Genomic DNA, 16881 nt, shown 5'->3' with positions numbered 1-16881 from the left:
CACAGCGGATTCCGAATCCGCTGTTCGTCGGCATGCGAGGATGACCCGATGCACGAGATCTACGGCCCCGCCCAGCGCGGGCTCCAGGACGAGTTCGACACGCGGCGCCTCGCCGATGCCCACCAGATGACGATCATCGCCGACGGCATCGACGATGATCGCAAGGAGTTCATCGAGTCGCGCGACTTCTTCTTCCTGTCGAGCGTCGGGGCCGACGGCTGGCCGACCGTGTCGTACAAGGGCGGGCCGACCGGCGTCGTCCAGGTCGAGGACGAGCACACGATCGTGTTCCCGAGCTACGACGGCAACGGGATGTACCTGTCGATGGGCAACATCGAGACGCACGACGGCGCAGGGGCCAAGATCGGGCTGCTGTTCATCGACTTCGAGACGCCGAACCGCCTCCGACTCCACGCGACAGCGACGGTACATCGCGACGACGCCGCGATGGAGCGGTTCCCCGGTGCCGAGCTGATCGTGCGCGCCCGCGTCGACAACACGTTCGTCAACTGCGCCCGGTACATCCACCCCCACACCCGGGTCCGCGCGTCGGACTACGTTCCGGACGCCGATGGGTCACAGCCGATCCCGGCGTGGAAGCGGATCGATCTGATCCAGCCGTTCCTGCCCGAGTCGGAGCAGGGACGCGCCGCAGCCGACGGTGGTGAGATCGACGTCGAGGAATACGCCCGCCGCCTCGCCGACGGCACCAGCTGAATCCCGAGGGGTTTCAGGCTCCGCGGAGGATCTGGCGGACCAGCGGCTCGTAGTGCTCGAGTGGGTTGCTCGTGTAGTTCGCGTCGAACGCGGTCTGGTCGAACTCGCCGGTGAACTCGGCGGTGCGGTCGAAGTGCGGGCTGTCGCGGTACTGCTCGCGAGCCTGTCCGTCGAGTCCGATGTAGTCCCAGAAGTAGTAGCCCTGGAACTCGCCGTGGTGCTTGACCATGAAGTGGTTCGCCTCGGAGACGAACGGTTTGATGATCCCGGCGGCGATGTCGGGATGGTTGTACGGGCTGAGCGTGTCGCCGATGTCGTGGATCAACGCGCAGAACACGTACTCGTCGTCCTTGCCCGCTTTCTCGGCGCGGGTCGCGGTCTGGAGGCTGTGCTCCAGGCGATCGACGGGGAAGCCGCCATGATCGGCCTCGAGGTCCCGCAGCAGGCCGAGCACGCGGTCCGCGACGAACGACTGGGTGACCTCGAGCTGCGGGATGATCGTCGCCCAGTCCTCGGCCGTCGACTCCTCGAAGGTCGTGAACGTGGCTCGGTGCACAGTGTCGGTCATCGTGCAACCGTATCAACTGGGGTCAGACCCCAGTTGATACGTCACTCACTGCTGGGCCGCTTGAATTGCTTGCCAGACGCGTTCGCTGGTGGCGGGCATGTCGATGTGGGTCACGCCGAGGTGGCTCAACGCGTCGCACACGGCCGACTGGACCGCCGGGGTGGAGCCGATGGTGCCGGATTCGCCGATGCCCTTCGCCCCGAGCGGGTTGACGAACGTCGGGGTCTCCATGTGGACGACCTCGAAGCTCGGAAGCTCGGTGGCCGAGATCATTCCGTAGTCGGCGAGGTTCGACGTGATCGGGTTGCCGTCGTCGTCGAATCGGACCTCTTCGATCAACGCCTGGGCCGTTCCCTGGGCGATGCCGCCGTGGATCTGCCCGTCGAGCAGCAGCGGGTTGATCACCCGACCGGCGTCGTCACAGGCGACCTGGCGGAGATGCTTGACCTGCCCGGTGACGGTGTCGACCTCGACGACCGAGACGTGCGACCCGAACGGGAACGTCGCCATGTCGGTCGTGAACAGCGTGTCGATCGTGAGTTCCTCGCCCTGGGCGCGTGATGCGACCGCGAGCTCGGCCCACGCCTTGGCGACGGCGGGTGTGCCGGCCACGTGGAAGGCGCCGTTGTCCTTGTCGAGGACGATGTCGGCCTCGTCGGCTTCGAGGAGCTGGGCGGCGAGCTTCTTGGCCTTCTCGACCAGTTCGATCGCACCCTGGTGCACTGCTGCGCCACCCTGCTGGAGCGAACGCGAGCCCATCGTCCCACCGCCGCTCGGGACGAGGTCGGTGTCGCCCCAGATCAGCGAGATCTTGTCCATCGGGATGCCGGTTTCGTCGTGCGCGAGCATCGCCCACGCCGTCTCGTGACCCTGCCCGTGCGGGGAGGTACCCGTGTAGACGGTCGCGGTGCCGTCGTCGTTGACCTCGATCTTCGCGGCTTCCTGTTTCGGATCGACGCCACCGGTGATCTCGACGTACACGCTGACGCCGATTCCGAGTTGCTTGTCGGCGCCGGATTCGCGACGCGCCTTCTGCTCAGCGCGCAGTTCGGCGTAGCCCGCCGTGTCGAGCGCCTTGTCGAGTGCGGTCTCGAAGTCGCCGACGTCGTACACCTGGCCGACGGCCGTGGTGTGCGGTTCGAGGAACTTGGGGATCAGGTTCTGGCGGCGGACCTCGGCGGCGTCCTTGCCGATCTCGAGTGCGAACAGGTCCATGGCCCGCTCGATCGCAGCGGTGGCCTCGGGCCGGCCGGCACCGCGGTAGGCGGTCGTCGGTGTCGTGTTCGTGACCACCGAGGTCGTGCGGACCTCCATGTTCGGGATGTCGTACACACCCGATGCCATCGGACGGGTCATGAACGGGGCGAGGATCGTGCCCATGCCGACGAACGCGCCGGCGTCCTGGATGGCATGCAGCTGGTAGTGGGTGACCTTGCCGTCGCGGGTGCCGCCCATCGTGACGTACTGGAGCTGTGCTCGACCGTGGCCGAGGTTCATCATCGACTCACTGCGGGTCTCACGCCAGCGGACCGGGCGTCCGAGATCCTTGGCCAGCGATCCGAGCAGCAACTCCTCGGCGTAGGAGTCGATCTTCGCGCCGAATCCGCCACCGACGTCGGGGGTGATCAGGTGGATCGCGTCACCGTCGCCGCCGTTGGCTGCGGTGAACGCGTCCTTGGCGCCCTGCGCAGCCTGCGTCGAGATCCACTGCACGAGTCGACCATCGACCCACGCAGCGGCCGAGGCGCGCACTTCGAGTGGGCACGGGGCGACGCGCTGGTTCAGGAACCGACCGGTGACCGTGACCTCGCAGTCGGCGAAGAACTCCTCGGCCGACGAGTTCTCGGGAAGACCGAGCGCGGTCGTGTCGAACACGGCGTTGCTCCCGGCGGCCTCGTAGATCAGCGTCTCGGAGGCGAGGGCCTCCTCGACGTCGATGAGCGCGGGCAGGAACTCGTAGTCGACGAACACCATCTCGGCGGCGTCGGTTGCCTGCTGGAGGGTTTCGGCGACGACGACGGCGACCGGTTCACCGACGTGGCGAACCTTGTCGCTGGCCAGCAGCGTGCGGGCAGATGCCGGGTTGAACGGTGAAGCGACCGGTTCGAGCCCGAGGGATTCGGCGGTGTGGACGGCGAGGACGCCGGGCATCCCGACCGCGGTGTCGATGTCGATCGACTCGATGGTTCCGTGGGCGACCGTCGAGCGTACGTAGGCCACCTGGGCGGCTCCGGCTAGACGCGGATCGTCGACGTCGTCCGCGTAGACCCCGCCGGTCGTCAGGAACTTCGGATCTTCCTTGCGCTGGACCCGAGTGCCCAGAATGCTGCCACCAGCCACGTGTACCCCTTGTGTGTCGCGAGACGAGCCGTTCGGCCCGTTCGCGCAAACGTAGTCGGGTCGGCGCTGGAGTGCCGCAGCCTGTCGGGTTTCAGGCCGCGGGGCGCGGATCTCACCGGTCGAGCTTGGGATCCGGCGTCACGGTAAGTAACTTGCATGACGAAAGTGATCGTGACGTTCCCAGAGGAGCGTCCGGCCCGACCCGAGCTGGAGGAACACAGATGTCAGAGTTCGAGACGATCGTCGGTGAACCGGATGGTTCGATCGGGACGATCGAGCGGGCCGGTCGATCCGGCTCCTGCGCGGTCGACCCGGCCACGACGAACGAGATCCACTCGCCGCAGGATGCGATGTCGTCACCGCTCGGTGCGGTGGTCGCAGTGCCCGAACAGCTCCACGGGTTCGGAGGACTGCACGGTGGAATCGCGCTTGCGATGACCGTCTCGGCGATCTCCGCATCCGATGCCGCATCCGGCAAGTCGACACCTCCGTCGCAGGTCAGGAGCGTCCACGCAGCATTCCGCCGATCGATCCGTTCCGATGTCACCGTGGCGATTCCCGAGTGGCGACGGGGGAGAACCGTGCAGTCGGCGACGACGTCGGTCCTGAGTCGGGGCCGATCGGCGATCACCGTGGACGCCACGCTCGCACCGTCGGTCCACCCGTCGCAGGCATTCGGGCCGACCGTGCCGACCGTCGCCCCGCCCCACGGATGCGACGAGTTCGCGCTTCCACCCGAGTTCGTCCCGTTCGGACGGTTCATCGAGATCCGGCCGACCATCGCCGCTCGTCCGTTCGCCGGCGGATCAGCGCCCACGTTGGAGGCCTGGATCAGGATGCGCGACGACGACACGCCGATCGACCTCGGCCGCCTGATCGTCCTACTCGACGCGCTCGCGCCGTCCGCCACGGCGACGATGACCGACTTCGTCGCGATCCCGACCGTCGAGCTCACCGTCCGCCCGCAGCCCGCTCTCGCGACGGCGCGGTCGCCGTGGATGCTCCTCCATGCCCACTCACAGGTCTCCGACGACGGATGGGTCGACGAACGACTCGATGCGTGGGCTCCCGATGGAGCGCACCTCGGCTCGGCCTCACAGCTGCGGCTGGTGCAACCCTGACTCGACCGCGCTCCGACGTCGGCGCCATCACCACGGCGCGGGTCACGAGGGTGGATCGGTGGCGTCTGCGCTCCGTTCGAGCCGGGCGCGGAGCGTGTCGTAGATCGGCGCCCCGCGCAACCAGGTCGCCATGAACTCTGCGGCGACACACGACACCAACATCGGCACCAGCAGGTTCGTCGTGGCGGTCATCTCGGTGATCAACACGACTCCGGTCAACGGAGCCCGCACCACCGCGGCGAAGAACGTCGCCATGCCCACGATGGCGAGCGCGGTCGGATCGCCCCCGAGGTCGCCGATGACCGGATCGAACACGCCGTGCACGAGTGCACCCCACACGGCTCCCACGACGAGCAGCGGAGCGAACAGCCCACCCGGTGTGCCTGCCGCGTACGACAGTGGGCCGATCAGAAACCGGACGACGAGGTATCCGGTGAGACTCGCGAAAGCGATGCCCCCACCGAGAACCTGCTGGGCGAGGAGGTCGCCTCCACCGGCGAGCAACGGGTCGAACCACAACGCGAGCCCCACGATCCCGCCGATGACTGCGGCACACGCCTCCGGGGGAACCCGGGAGAAGCGGTCGACGACTCCGAGACCTCCGATGACCAGCCGGTTGTACACGACACCGAGCGCGCCCGTCGCGAGTCCGAAGACTGCGAAGAAGAAGATCAGCCACCCGGGCGGGGTCAGAACGGCGTCGACGAGAAAGTCGGGATGATCCCCGACGATGGTGCGCGAGACCGTGACCGCGACCGTGCACCCGACCAGGGTGACCACGGTCAGACGGATCCGAAACGTCCGGGCGACCTCCTCGAACACGAAGAACGCGCCTCCCAGCGGGGCGTTGAACGCCACGCCGAGGCCGGCTCCACCGAGCGCCGCCTGGAGCGTTCGCTCATCCTCCCGATCGAGCTTCAACCGCCGTGCGCCCACGCTGGCGATCACCGCGCCCATGTGCACCGTCGGCCCTTCGCGACCCAGCGCGAGGCCCGATCCGATGGCGAGTAGACCCCCGACGAACTTGGCCGGAAGCAGCGTCCAGTGCGGCGAGAGCGTGTCGGCACGCCACCGTTCCTCGACGGCCTGAACTCCGCTTCCCGCTGCCGTCGGCACGAGACGCACGATGTACCGAGCAATCGCTGCACCGGTGGCAACGAGGACGACCGGGACGACCCAGCCGGCGATCGGCCACTCCTTGGCCGATTCGACCGCCGAACTGCGAGCGCCATCGGCCTCCCGCAGCAGCAGCCGAAAGAGCCCCCCGACACCTCCGATCAACACTCCGCACGCAGCCGCGACCATGGTGATCCGGATGAGGCGCACGCGCCCGCCTGCGACATCGTCGGACTCCTCAACGGGCGTCTTGTCCGAATCGGTCATGGCCTCGTTCGGTGTTGGTGTGTCGTTGTCGTCGCGGTCGTCAGCCGAGGAGGTGGCGCAAACATGGAACCGCCCCGTCGTCTCGAAGGAGCAGCACTCGGCTCGCCCCGCGACCGATGGATCTGGTAGCCACGGTACTTCGGTGGCCCGACCGGTCGGTGCGAACGGCCGGCAGCGATCGCCCGGCATTCGCCCCGCCCCGCCGCGCAGCAGAGCGGCGTCGTCCCTATGAAGTGCCGACGCATCCCGACGCCGTAGTTTGCGTGCGTGCAGACAGAGCAGTCGTCGAGGGCCCGCCTCGCGTTGGCCTTCGGAACACTGGGCATCGTGTTCGGCGACATCGGAACGAGCCCGATCTACGCTTTCCGCGAGTCGTTCGAGGTGTCGGGTCTCGACGTGACGCGGCAGACGTCCTACGGCGTCGCGTCGGTCGTCTTCTGGGCGCTGCTGATCGTGATCTCCCTGAAGTACCTGATGCTCGTGATGCGCGCCGACAACCACGGCGAGGGAGGAATTCTGGCGCTGACCGCGCTCGTGATGCCGGCCAAAGGGGCCCCGCCGTCGAAGATGACGGCCGCAATCGTCACGTTGGGTGTCTTCGGCACGGCTCTGCTCTACGGCGACGGATTGATCACGCCGGCGATCTCGGTGCTGTCGGCGGTGGAGGGGTTCGAGGTGGCGACGACGGCATTCTCGGACTTCGTGATCCCGGTCTCGATCGCGATTCTCGTGGTGCTCTTCGCCGTCCAACATCGGGGGACTGCGGGGATCGCGCGGGTCTTCAGCCCGGTGATGGTGGCGTGGTTCGGTGTCCTCGGTGTGCTCGGAGCGCACCAGATCATCCAGCATCCGGATGTACTCCGTGCGGCCGCGCCGTCGTACGCGTTCGAACTGTTCGTCGACCATCCGCTGAGCGCATTCCTCGCTCTCGGATCGATCTTCCTCGTGGTGACCGGCGCCGAGGCGCTGTATGCGGACATGGGCCATTTCGGTCGGGTCCCCATCACGTGGTCGTGGTACGGGCTGGTCCTGCCGTGTCTGCTCGCGATCTACTTCGGCCAGGCCGCACTCCTCGGGAACGGAAACGGCACGGTCGGCAACCCGTTCTACGACATGGCGCCGTCGTGGGGGGTGGCACCGCTCGCCGTGCTGGCGACGTGTGCCACCGTGATCGCGTCACAGGCGTTGATCTCGGGAGCGTTCTCGTTGACTGCGCAGGCCGTGCAGCTCGACTACTTCCCCCGACTCGCGATCCGCCACACGTCGCCCCAACACGTCGGCCAGGTCTACGTGCCGTTGGTGAACTGGCTGCTCATGATCGGCTGCATCGCGTTGATCCTGTTCTTCCAGACCTCGAGCAACCTGGCGGCGGCGTACGGCATCGCGGTGACGACGACGATGCTGATCACGACACTGATCTTCTACCGGGTCGTGCGCGACCGGTGGGGCTGGTCGACGGCGAGGGCGCTGATGGTGTTGATCCCGTTCCTGATCGTCGACCTCGCGTTCCTCTCGGCGAACATCCCCAAGATTCCCGCCGGCGGTTGGCTGCCGCTCCTGGTCGGGTTCGTGCTGGTCGTCCAGATGACCACGTGGCGACGTGGACGGAGCCTGGTCAACGATCGTCTCCGGGCCTCGTTCCGGTCGCTCGACGCCGTGTTGGCGGACGTCGATTCGAACACGCTCCAACGCGTGGAGGGGACTGCCGTCTACCTTTACCGCGACCATGGCAACGCTCCCCCTGCGCTCGCCGCGAACGTCCGCCACCATCGCGTGCTCCACAAACGCGTCATGCTCGTGTCGGTCGAGGTCGCCGACGCACCGCGCGTTGGTCACCGCAAGCGCGCCCATCACATCAATCTCGCCGATGGGGTGGTCAAGGTTCGGATCACGTTCGGATATCTCGACGAGCCGGACGTGCCGCACGTCCTGCGGTCGCTCGAGATCCCGCACTTCGACTTCGACGTCGACGAGGTGACCTACTTCCTCGGTCGGGAGTCGGTGAAGGCGGGGAACCGACCGGGGATGAACCCGATCCGGGAGCAACTCTTCGTCCTCTTGCACCGCGGCGCCGCAAGCGCAGCCCGCTTCTACCACCTGCCTGCCGACCAGGTCGTCGAAATCGGCGCCCAGGTCGAGCTGTAACGAAAATGCGCGTGGAGCCAGGCACCGACGCGCATGTGGTCAGTGGGAGCTGACCTTGCCGGACGTGCGGTCGTGGAGGTCGGCGGCGTGGCGGTTGAGCCCGATGATCACGGCCTCGATGTCGCGCTCGGCGAACTTGGCGACGACTGCGTCGAGGGCGACGATCGCGCTGGTGTCCCAGACGCGAGCGTCGGTGAGGTCGATCTCGACACGCTTGACCTTGACGGCGTCGTAGTCGAACGAGTGGACGAGGTCATTCGTCGACGCGAAGAACAGCTGGCCGGTGACGGCGTAGATCCGCTCGTGGTTGTCGGGGTCCAGGACGCTGCTGACGTTGACGAGGTGGGACACGTGACGCACGAAGAAGATCGCGGAGAGCAGCACGCCCGCGGCCACGCCATAGGCGAGGTTGTGCGTGAACACCACGATCAGCACGGTGGTGACCATCACCGCGGTCTCGGTCCGCGGCATCGACTTGAGTGTCTCCGGGGCGACGCTCTTCCAGTTGAAGGTGCCGATCGCGACCATGATCATCACGGCGACGAGCGCCGCCATCGGGATCTGGGCAACGATCCCACCGAGCACCAGGATCAGGACCAGCAGGAAGACGCCGGACGACAGTGTCGAGAGGCGGGTGCGACCGCCGGAGCGATAGTTGATCATCGACTGGCCGATCATGGCGCAGCCGGCCATTCCGCCGAGGAAGCCGGTGGCGATGTTGGCGATGCCCTGACCCCGTGACTCGAGGTTCTTGTCGGAATCGGAGTCGGTCATGTCGTCGAGCAGCTGTGCGGTCAGGAGCGATTCGAGCAGGCCGACGAAGGCGAGGGTGATCGAGAAGGGGAGGATGATCTTCAGCGTCTCGAACGTGAAGGGGATGTCGGGGAGGGCGAAGAAGGGGAGCGAGTCGGGCAGTTCGCCCATGTCGCCGACGGTCGGCAGCGTCCAGCCCATCGAGATCGCAGCGCCGGCGAGCACGACGATCGCGACCAGGGGCGAGGGGATCGCCTTGGAGAGCTTGCCCGGGATCCGGGGCAGGCCGTAGATGATGGCGAGGCCGATCAGGATGAATGCGATGTTCAGAGTGAGTTCGTTCTCACGCACGAAGCTCGACTCATCGGTCAGGAAGATGTGCGGGATCTGCGCCATGAAGATCAAGATCGCCAAGGCGTTGACGAAGCCGAGCATGACGGTGCGCGGGATGAACCGCATCAGTGCCCCGACGCCGAGTGCTCCGAGCGCGATCTGGAGCGCACCGGCGAGGATCGTCGCGGCGAACAGGTAGCCGATCCCGTAGTCGGCGACGAGCGGGACGACGACGAGGGCCATCGCTCCGGTCGCGGCAGAGATCATGCCCATCCGGCCGCCGGTCATCGAGATGATGATGGCGATCGAGAACGAGGCGTATAGCCCGACCTTCGGGTCGACGCCGGCGATGATCGAGAAGGAGATCGCCTCGGGGATCAGCGCCAGCGCTACCACGAGACCGGACAGCAGGTCCGCCTTCGGGTTCGACATCCACGCCGAGCGGAAGTTGGTGACCTTCGCGTCGCTTAATCGGTCGTCGGCGCGCTCGGGTACCACGGTTTCGGTCACTGACATGGGGCTTCCACCATTCTGGGTCTCGGACGTTCCGGACCCGGGTGGGCCACGCATCGCAGCGCCAGTCACAGGGGCGCCTCTGCCGTCAAGTCGGGCAGCGGATGCACGCTACGCCCAGGGACGTAGGGTTCCGCGGATTGTCACGCACGTCACGTGACGACGCACATCGGTGCCAGGCACCAATGTGCGGGTACCGAGGTGGCGCGGTCAGGTGTTGCGGATCGTGGCGACGAGGCCGTCGACGTCGAGGCCGTATCGGGCGTGGATGTTGCTCGACTTCGGGTCGTGGGGGAGGAACTTCGTCGGCAAACCGAGCGGCGTGACCGGAACCGAGCCGTCGATCTCGCAGACCTCGGTGGCGAGCGCCATGCCGATTCCGCCGTCACGGATGCCGTCCTCGATCGTGACGACATGTCGATGGGACGCAGCGTCGGCGACCATGTCCGGATCGAGCGGGGCACACGAACGGGCGTCCCAGACCGTCACGTCGGTTCCCTGATCGGCCAGCGCGGCGGCGGCCTTCTCGGCGATCTCGACCATCTTGCCGATGCCGACGACGCACACCGCTGAAGCGGGATCCGAGGAGGAGCGCACCTTGCGGGCGTGCAGTCCGACGCCGACCTCGTGCTCGCTGACCTGTCGCGCGGCTCCGCGTGGGTAGCGGATGACCACGGGACCCGAGTCGGCGAGCGCCGTGGCGTCGTGCAACATCTGCGCGAGTTCCTGTGCGCTCGACGGGACGAGCACCCGCATTCCGGGGACTTTCGACAACAGCGCCATGTCGTAGACGCCGTGGTGGCTGGAACCATCGGGTCCGGTCACGCCGGCCCGATCGAGGCAGAAGATCACCGGGAGGCGGTGCATCGCGACGTCGTAGACGACCTGGTCCCACGCTCGGTTGAGGAACGTGGAGTAGATGGCGACGACCGGTCGCAGACCTCCCATCGCCATTCCGGCCGCACTGGTCACGGCGTGTTGTTCGGCGATTCCGACGTCGAAGAAGCGGTCGGGGAAGCGCGATTGGAACGGGATCAGCCCGGTCGGCCCGGGCATCGCCGCGGTGATCGCGACGAGGCGTGAATCGCTCTCGGCTTCCTTGATGACGGCATCGGCGAAGGCCTGCGTGTAGCCGGTCGTCACCGCTTTCGGAGGGCCGACCAAGGGGTCGAAGACCGGTGCGTCGTGCAGGTTCTTCTCGTCGTCGTCCTCCGCGGGCGAATAGCCCCGGCCCTTCTGAGTGAGCACGTGCACGACGATCGGCCCCTCGGCGGACAACTCGATCGCATTGTGGAATGCGTGCTCCATCTGCTCGATGTCGTGCCCGTCGAACGGGCCGATGTAGCGCGAGCCCAATGCCTCGAAGAACGATGGCGGCTGGAGGAACTCGCGGACGCCTGCCTTGAACGCGTCCATCGCCGAACCCGCCTGGTTGCCGACCAGCGGCAGACCCTGCAGGAACTCCTCGAGCCGCCGCTGCCGCTTCACGTAGACGGGGTTCTGGCGGATGTCGGTGAGGGCCTCGGACAGACGACCCGTGACCCGATCGGGGATCGACGGATGGTTCGCCTGGACGTCGACGCCCTGCGAGTTGGCGGACAGGTTCGAGATCGTCGGCGCGTACGAACGACCGTTGTCGTTGAGGACGACGATCACACCACGGTTGTGGTGGCCCATGTTGTTCAACGCTTCGTAGGACATCCCGCCCGTCATCGCGCCGTCTCCGACGACGGCCACGATGTGGCGTTGCGGGTTCGTGCCGAGGTCGCGTGCCGACGCAAGCCCGTCCGCGTACGAGAGCACCGTCGACGCGTGGCTGTTCTCGATCAGGTCGTGGGGCGACTCTTCACGGCTCGGATAGCCCGAGAGTCCACCGGCCTGGCGGAGCGTCTCGAAACCGGCCTGGCGACCGGTGACGATCTTGTGGACGTACGCCTGGTGGCCCGTGTCCCACAGGATCGCGTCCGTCGGTGATTCGAACACGCGGTGGAGCGCGAGGGTCAGTTCGACGGCGCCGAGGTTGGAGCCGAGATGCCCGCCGACCTCGGAAACGGCCGAGACGATGAAGTCACGGATCTCGCCCGCCAGGTCACGCAGCTGCTCGTAGTCGAGATCCCTCAGATCGGCTGGTTCTCGGATGTTCTCGACGTACATGAGAAGGCCACGCTATCCGAGCACCGAACCGGCCGATTCGCGCAGCCCGTCGGCATGGCTCCAGCGTTGGTGGAACGGGGTCAGATCCGGTAGATCGACACGTGCCGATCGGCGTCGCTGTCGTAGGCCGTTCCGGCCATGTCAGCGCAGCGTCCGACCAGTTCGAGTCCGGCGTCGAGGGCCATCGCGTCGAGTTCCTCGGGAGGGGCCCAGCGGATCGCCCACGGTCGGAGCCGTACCCCACCTGACTCGGTGAGTTCGACGAATTGGCCGGAGGTCCGCTGATCGTCCGGGCGGTGGTCGGACACGGACAGCACGACCCGATCCGCGGCGAGCGAGCGGACGCTGACGTCGCCTCCGGCCGGTGCCGACGGGTCGGGCACGATCGCTTCGACCACGAACCGGCCGCCGGGTCGAAGGCGTGCGGCGACCGCGTGGAAGCAGCGTCGCTGCGCGTCGGCGTCGAGCAGGTTGAACAACGTGTTGTATGCAACGAGGCACGCGTCGAAGGGCCCGTCGGGCAGGTCCTCGACCATGTCGCCGAGGATCGTCGTGACTCGTTCACCGCCCGGCTTCGAGGCGATGTGGGTGAGCATCGCTGCGCTCGAGTCGACTCCGACGACCTGCAGTCCGGCCGCAGCCATCGGCGCGGCGAGTCGTCCGGTCCCGACTCCGAGTTCGAGGATGCGCCCACCGGATCCGGCGAGCTCGACCATCGTGCGGACGGTCCCCTCGACGTCGGTCACCTCGGCGTACCACTCGTCGTAGACATCGGCGAACCCGTCGCCGTAGCTCGCCGAGTCGTAGCCGCGCATCGGCGCAAGGCTAGCGATGCGTCCGGTCCGCTCGATCGAGCCGGGATCGGGCGGGCGGCGGAGGGTCGACCGGTTCCGACGACGAAACGGTGATGTTCCGAACAGTGCGACCTTGATTCGCCGTCGCCGCGGTGGCCCGGTGCCGGGATCCCCCCGCACTCCGGCATTGGACCGGTGCGTAGCCTGTCGGGATGGACGACCGGATCATCTATCTCGACAACGCTGCGTCGACGCCGATGCGCCCCGAGGCGGTCGAGGCGATGATGCCGTATCTCGCCGAGGTGTACGCGAATCCATCGGGATCGCATCGTTTCGCCCGACGCGCGCGCCGTGCGATCGACGAGGCGCGTGACGAGGTCGCCGAGGTGATCGGTGTGCACCCGAACGAGGTCGTGTTCACGGGGTGTGGCACCGAGAGTGACAACACGGCGATCACCGGGGCTGTCAAGCGAACCGGGGGAGTGTCCGTGTGCTCGGCCGCCGAGCATCACGCGGTGCTGCACGTCGTCGAATCGCACGATGGGACGGTCGTCCCGGTCGATCGGTTCGCCCGGATCGATCTCGATGCCCTGGCCGATGTGCTCGATGCACATCGCGACGAAGGCCGCACCGTCGGGATCGTCAGCGTGATGGCGGTCAACAACGAGGTCGGCACGATCACCGACATCGCCGCGGTCAGCGCTGTCGTACGCCGCCACGCGCCGGACGCTCTCCTGCACACCGACGCCGTCCAGGCCCCGAGCTGGGTCGATCTCCGGACGATCTCGCCGCACGTCGATCTGGTGTCGTTGAGCGCCCACAAGTTCGGTGGGCCGAAGGGGGTCGGCATCCTCGTCGAACGGGGCGGGCCCCGCGTCGATCCACTGATCATCGGCGGCGGCCAGGAACGGGAACGACGAAGTGGAACCCACAACGTCGGCGGCATCGTCGCCGCAGCGACCGCGCTCCGGCTGACCGACACCGAGCGCACTGCCGAGAACGAACGACTGACGATCCTGCGCGACCGTCTCGTCGACGGGCTCGTCGGGCGCCTCGACGACGTGGTCGAAACGATTCCGCGTGACGAGCAGGCAAAGGCGGCTGGTTCGGCGCACGTGTGCGTCGGCGGCGTCGAGTCGGAGTCGTTGCTGTTCCTCCTCGACGAGGCGGGTGTCTGCGCGTCGGCCGCCTCCGCATGCGCGAGTGGGGCGATGGAGCCGTCGCACGTCCTCGCGGCGATGGGCGTCGATCGCGCAGTCGCCCTCGGAGCGCTCCGCCTCACCCTCGGCCACTCGACGACCGAAGCCGACGTCGACAGCGGCAGCGAGGCGATCGTGAACGCCGTCACTCGTCTGCGCTCCCACAGCGGAGTCGGCGCAGCCTCGTAGGTGCGTGGACATCTGGTGCCTGACACCCGATGACGGGCGGAGATGCCCGTAGCCTGGACGGCGTGAAAGTGATGTGCGCGATGAGTGGAGGGGTCGACTCCTCGGTTGCCGCGCTCCTGCTCAAGGAGGCGGGCCACGAGGTCGTCGGCGTCACCATGAAGTTGTGGGGCGGAGACTCCGACACCGGCTGCTGTTCGGTGTCCGATGTCGACGATGCCCGGCGTGTCGCCCAGCAACTCGACATCGACCACCTCGTGTTCAACTTCGGCGACGACTTCGACGAGCACGTCGTCGAGCCATACGTGCAGGCGCACGTCGACGGCATCACCCCCAACCCCTGTATCGAATGCAACCGGTCCGTCAAGTTCGCCCGCCTCGCCGAACGCGCCGACCTGCTCGGTTTCGACGCGGTCGCCACCGGCCACCACGCAGCGATCGGGCACCTCGCGGACGGGACACTCACCCTCGAGCGCGGCCACGACACCAAGAAGGATCAGAGCTACGTCGTGCACATGCTCGACCAGGGTCAACTCGCCCGCACGATGTTCCCCGTCGGTGGGATGGACAAGTCCGAAGTCCGGGCACGGGCCGCCGAGATCGACCTGCGCACGGCCGACAAGCCCGACAGCCAGGACGTGTGTTTCATCACCAAGTCCGACGGGCGCGAGACCTTTCTCGGCGACCGCATCCCGTTCCGTGAGGCGACGGTCGTCGACATGGCGGGCGCCACGGTCGGCAATGTCGAGTCGGTCGAGATGGTCACCGTCGGTCAACGCAAGGGGCTCGGTCTGCCGGGCGGCGGGCCGAAGCGGTACGTCGTCGATGTCGATGTCGCGAACCAGGTGGTGACGGTCGGCGACGATGCCGATCTGCTCAGACCGGGCCTCGACGTGACCGACCTGAGCTGGGTGGCTGAGCCGGTTGCCGGAGACGTGCGCGTCCAGTGCAGCGCCCACGGGGCCACGCAGCACGGACGCGTCGTGATCGACGGGCGCACGGCGCACGTCGCGTGGAACGCTCCCCAGCGCCGGGTCGCGCCCGGTCAGAGCGTCGTGTTCTACGACGAGACCGATCGCCGCGTGCTCGGCGGAGGCATCTGCGCGTGACGGCGTCGGTCTGACCCACTGCATCGCGTCGAGGCATGCGTCGTGAGATCGTGTGGTGTGGACATCCGCTCAGATCGTCGATTCCGTTTCGACGTCGATCGGGCAACGTTGTGGGGGGCCCTCATCCGCGTCGATCGGTATCCGGAGTGGTGGCCGTGGTTGCGTGAGTTCGAGGGGACCGGATTCGTCGAGGGAGATCTGTGGCGGTGCGTCGTCAAGCCACCACTCCCGTACTCGCTTCGATTCACCGTCGCCCTCGTCGACGTCGTCGATCACGACGTCGTTCGCGTGCAGATCGACGGTGACATCACCGGGTGGGCAGAGCTCACGATGGTCGATCGTGACGTCGGCTGCGAGCTCCGGTTGATCTCGGAACTGAGTCCGGCGAGCCGTCCGTTACGCGTGGTCGCCCGATGTGCACGGCCCGTCGCCGCGTTCGGTCACGACTGGGTGCTCGACACCGGTGCCCGTCAGTTCCGGGCTGTGGCGTTCGAGTCCTGAACGCAGCCGGGCTTCACGATGCGGCCGGGAACATGCCGGCCTTCGACAGCAGCCCCGGAGCGGGGTGTTCGACGACCGTCTCGAGCCACGGGACGATCGTGCACATCTGGTCGATGTCGACCCCGGTGGCGTAGCCCATGCGCTCGAGCAGGTACACGAGGTCCTCGGTCGGAATGTTGCCCGTGGCGTTCGGTGCGAACGGACAGCCGCCGATCCCTCCGAGGGACGAATCGAGCACGCTGACACCGGCCTCGACTGCGGCGGCCGCATTGGCGAGTCCGGTATTGCGCGTGTTGTGGAAGTGGCACCGGAGGCGAGGTTCGATCGGTCCGCCGAGGACATCTCGGACGATTGCAAGACGTTCACGGACGTCGGTCGGGACGGCGACGCCGATCGAGTCGGCGAGTGCGATCTCGTCGGGTGGCGTCGGCATCAGTGAGTCGACCACCTCGGCGAGCCGCTCGGGTGGGACCTCGCCCTCGAACGGGCATCCGAACGAGGCGGCGATCGTGACCGTGGACCGCAGCCCGGCCGCGCGCGCTGCCGCGCCGATCTCGTGCCAGACGTCGACCAGCCCCGCCGTCGGCTTGCCCTGGTTGCGCTCGGCGAAGGTGTCGGAGGCGACCACCACGACGTTGATCTCGTCGACACCGGTGTCGATCGCCTGTTGAAGGCCGCGGGAGTTGAGTACGAGGCCGACGATGGACAACGCGTCACGGTCGGGGAGCGTGCCCGGACGTGCGAGCGCGGCCATCACCTCCGCCGAGTCGGCCATCTGCGGAACCCTCTTCGGGTTGACGAAGCTCACCGCTTCGATCCGACGAAGACCGGCCGCTGCCGCGCGGCGGATGAGCTCGACCTTGTCGTCGGTCGAGACGATGACCGACTCGGACTGCAGACCGTCGCGTGCCGACACCTCGACGATGTCGACCCGCCCTGTCGATGGCGCTCCGATCGAATCTTCGTTCATGGGTGGCATCCTCTCATGTGACCGTCGATCATTCGACTTCAGAAGCTGACGAGGAGCTGTGGTGCAGGCATTGGACGATCTCAGGGTGATCGAGA

At 67.1% G+C, this 16881-nt stretch carries 13 protein-coding genes; 6 read left to right on the top strand and 7 right to left on the bottom strand.

All coding sequences use genetic code 11. The features are described from left to right. The first annotated feature begins 48 nt into the window (after window positions 1–48). Entirely contained in the window at window positions 49–717 is a 669-nt protein-coding gene (locus tag WBV89_RS11305) for a pyridoxamine 5'-phosphate oxidase family protein (protein ID WP_423981453.1), read from the top strand. A 13-nt stretch (window positions 718–730) separates the two neighbouring features. On the opposite strand, the gene WBV89_RS11300 is transcribed toward WBV89_RS11305, so the two are convergent. Beyond that, window positions 731–1285: an HD domain-containing protein gene (locus tag WBV89_RS11300; RefSeq protein WP_423981452.1), complete on the bottom strand. Its 555-nt coding sequence runs from the start codon at window positions 1283–1285 to the stop codon at window positions 731–733. Window positions 1286–1330: 45 nt separating this feature from the next. Continuing rightward, on the bottom strand, window positions 1331–3625 hold the full coding sequence (locus WBV89_RS11295) for a xanthine dehydrogenase family protein molybdopterin-binding subunit (RefSeq protein WP_423981451.1): 2295 nt from the start codon (window positions 3623–3625) through the stop codon (window positions 1331–1333). A 221-nt stretch (window positions 3626–3846) separates the two neighbouring features. On the opposite strand from WBV89_RS11295, the gene WBV89_RS11290 reads away from it, so the two are divergent. Next, a complete protein-coding gene (locus WBV89_RS11290) occupies window positions 3847–4746 on the top strand; it encodes a thioesterase family protein (protein ID WP_423981450.1) in 900 nt (299 codons plus the stop codon). Between the two features lie 42 nt (window positions 4747–4788). Here WBV89_RS11290 and WBV89_RS11285 read toward each other — a convergent pair whose 3' ends face one another. Beyond that, entirely contained in the window at window positions 4789–6129 is a 1341-nt protein-coding gene (locus tag WBV89_RS11285; RefSeq protein ID WP_423981449.1) for a ClC family H(+)/Cl(-) exchange transporter, read from the bottom strand. A 267-nt stretch (window positions 6130–6396) separates the two neighbouring features. On the opposite strand from WBV89_RS11285, the gene WBV89_RS11280 reads away from it, so the two are divergent. Further along, window positions 6397–8274, top strand: a complete 1878-nt coding sequence (locus tag WBV89_RS11280; protein WP_423981448.1) for a potassium transporter Kup — start codon at window positions 6397–6399, stop codon at window positions 8272–8274. A gap of 39 nt (window positions 8275–8313) precedes the next feature. Here the strand turns inward: WBV89_RS11280 and WBV89_RS11275 are convergent, their stop codons facing one another. The 3 genes from WBV89_RS11275 to WBV89_RS11265 form a co-directional block, all read right to left on the bottom strand. Continuing rightward, a complete protein-coding gene (locus WBV89_RS11275; RefSeq protein WP_423981473.1) occupies window positions 8314–9792 on the bottom strand; it encodes a SulP family inorganic anion transporter in 1479 nt (492 codons plus the stop codon). Between the two features lie 291 nt (window positions 9793–10083). Then, entirely contained in the window at window positions 10084–12027 is a 1944-nt protein-coding gene (locus tag WBV89_RS11270; RefSeq protein WP_423981447.1) for a 1-deoxy-D-xylulose-5-phosphate synthase, read from the bottom strand. Between the two features lie 80 nt (window positions 12028–12107). After that, window positions 12108–12842, bottom strand: coding sequence for a class I SAM-dependent methyltransferase (locus tag WBV89_RS11265; protein ID WP_423981446.1), 735 nt, complete (start codon window positions 12840–12842; stop codon window positions 12108–12110). 191 nt (window positions 12843–13033) lie between these two features. Here WBV89_RS11265 and WBV89_RS11260 point away from each other — a divergent pair, with 191 nt between their 5' ends. From WBV89_RS11260 to WBV89_RS11250, 3 genes are all read left to right on the top strand, one after another. Beyond that, window positions 13034–14209 carry a cysteine desulfurase family protein gene (locus tag WBV89_RS11260; RefSeq protein WP_423981445.1) on the top strand — a complete coding sequence of 392 codons (1176 nt, stop codon included), beginning with the start codon at window positions 13034–13036 and terminating at the stop codon, window positions 14207–14209. Window positions 14210–14271: 62 nt separating this feature from the next. Next, complete coding sequence (mnmA, locus tag WBV89_RS11255; RefSeq protein ID WP_423981444.1) at window positions 14272–15315, top strand: tRNA 2-thiouridine(34) synthase MnmA; 1044 nt, start codon at window positions 14272–14274, stop codon at window positions 15313–15315. Between the two features lie 57 nt (window positions 15316–15372). Further along, on the top strand, window positions 15373–15816 hold the full coding sequence (locus WBV89_RS11250; RefSeq protein WP_423981443.1) for a hypothetical protein: 444 nt from the start codon (window positions 15373–15375) through the stop codon (window positions 15814–15816). Between the two features lie 13 nt (window positions 15817–15829). Here the strand turns inward: WBV89_RS11250 and WBV89_RS11245 are convergent, their stop codons facing one another. Next, complete coding sequence (locus tag WBV89_RS11245; RefSeq protein ID WP_423981442.1) at window positions 15830–16786, bottom strand: hydroxymethylglutaryl-CoA lyase; 957 nt, start codon at window positions 16784–16786, stop codon at window positions 15830–15832. Between the last annotated feature and the right edge of the window lie 95 nt (window positions 16787–16881).

The organism is Ilumatobacter sp. (genome assembly GCF_049588435.1).
GTDB lineage: Bacteria > Actinomycetota > Acidimicrobiia > Acidimicrobiales > Ilumatobacteraceae > Ilumatobacter_A.
This window is presented reverse-complemented; position numbering and strand designations above follow the sequence as displayed.

What these genes read in the sequence shown, in the direction of transcription:
- WBV89_RS11260 (WP_423981445.1), top strand. Translation starts at nt 13,034, where the DNA reads ATGGACGACCGGATCATCTATCTCGACAACGCTGCGTCGACGCCGATG.
- WBV89_RS11245 (WP_423981442.1), bottom strand. Translation starts at nt 16,786, where the DNA reads ATGAACGAAGATTCGATCGGAGCGCCATCGACAGGGCGGGTCGACATC.
- WBV89_RS11300 (WP_423981452.1), bottom strand. Translation starts at nt 1,285, where the DNA reads ATGACCGACACTGTGCACCGAGCCACGTTCACGACCTTCGAGGAGTCG.
- WBV89_RS11275 (WP_423981473.1), bottom strand. Translation starts at nt 9,792, where the DNA reads ATGTCGAACCCGAAGGCGGACCTGCTGTCCGGTCTCGTGGTAGCGCTG.
- WBV89_RS11270 (WP_423981447.1), bottom strand. Translation starts at nt 12,027, where the DNA reads ATGTACGTCGAGAACATCCGAGAACCAGCCGATCTGAGGGATCTCGAC.
- WBV89_RS11285 (WP_423981449.1), bottom strand. Translation starts at nt 6,129, where the DNA reads ATGACCGATTCGGACAAGACGCCCGTTGAGGAGTCCGACGATGTCGCA.
- WBV89_RS11265 (WP_423981446.1), bottom strand. Translation starts at nt 12,842, where the DNA reads ATGCGCGGCTACGACTCGGCGAGCTACGGCGACGGGTTCGCCGATGTC.
- WBV89_RS11290 (WP_423981450.1), top strand. Translation starts at nt 3,847, where the DNA reads ATGTCAGAGTTCGAGACGATCGTCGGTGAACCGGATGGTTCGATCGGG.
- WBV89_RS11305 (WP_423981453.1), top strand. Translation starts at nt 49, where the DNA reads ATGCACGAGATCTACGGCCCCGCCCAGCGCGGGCTCCAGGACGAGTTC.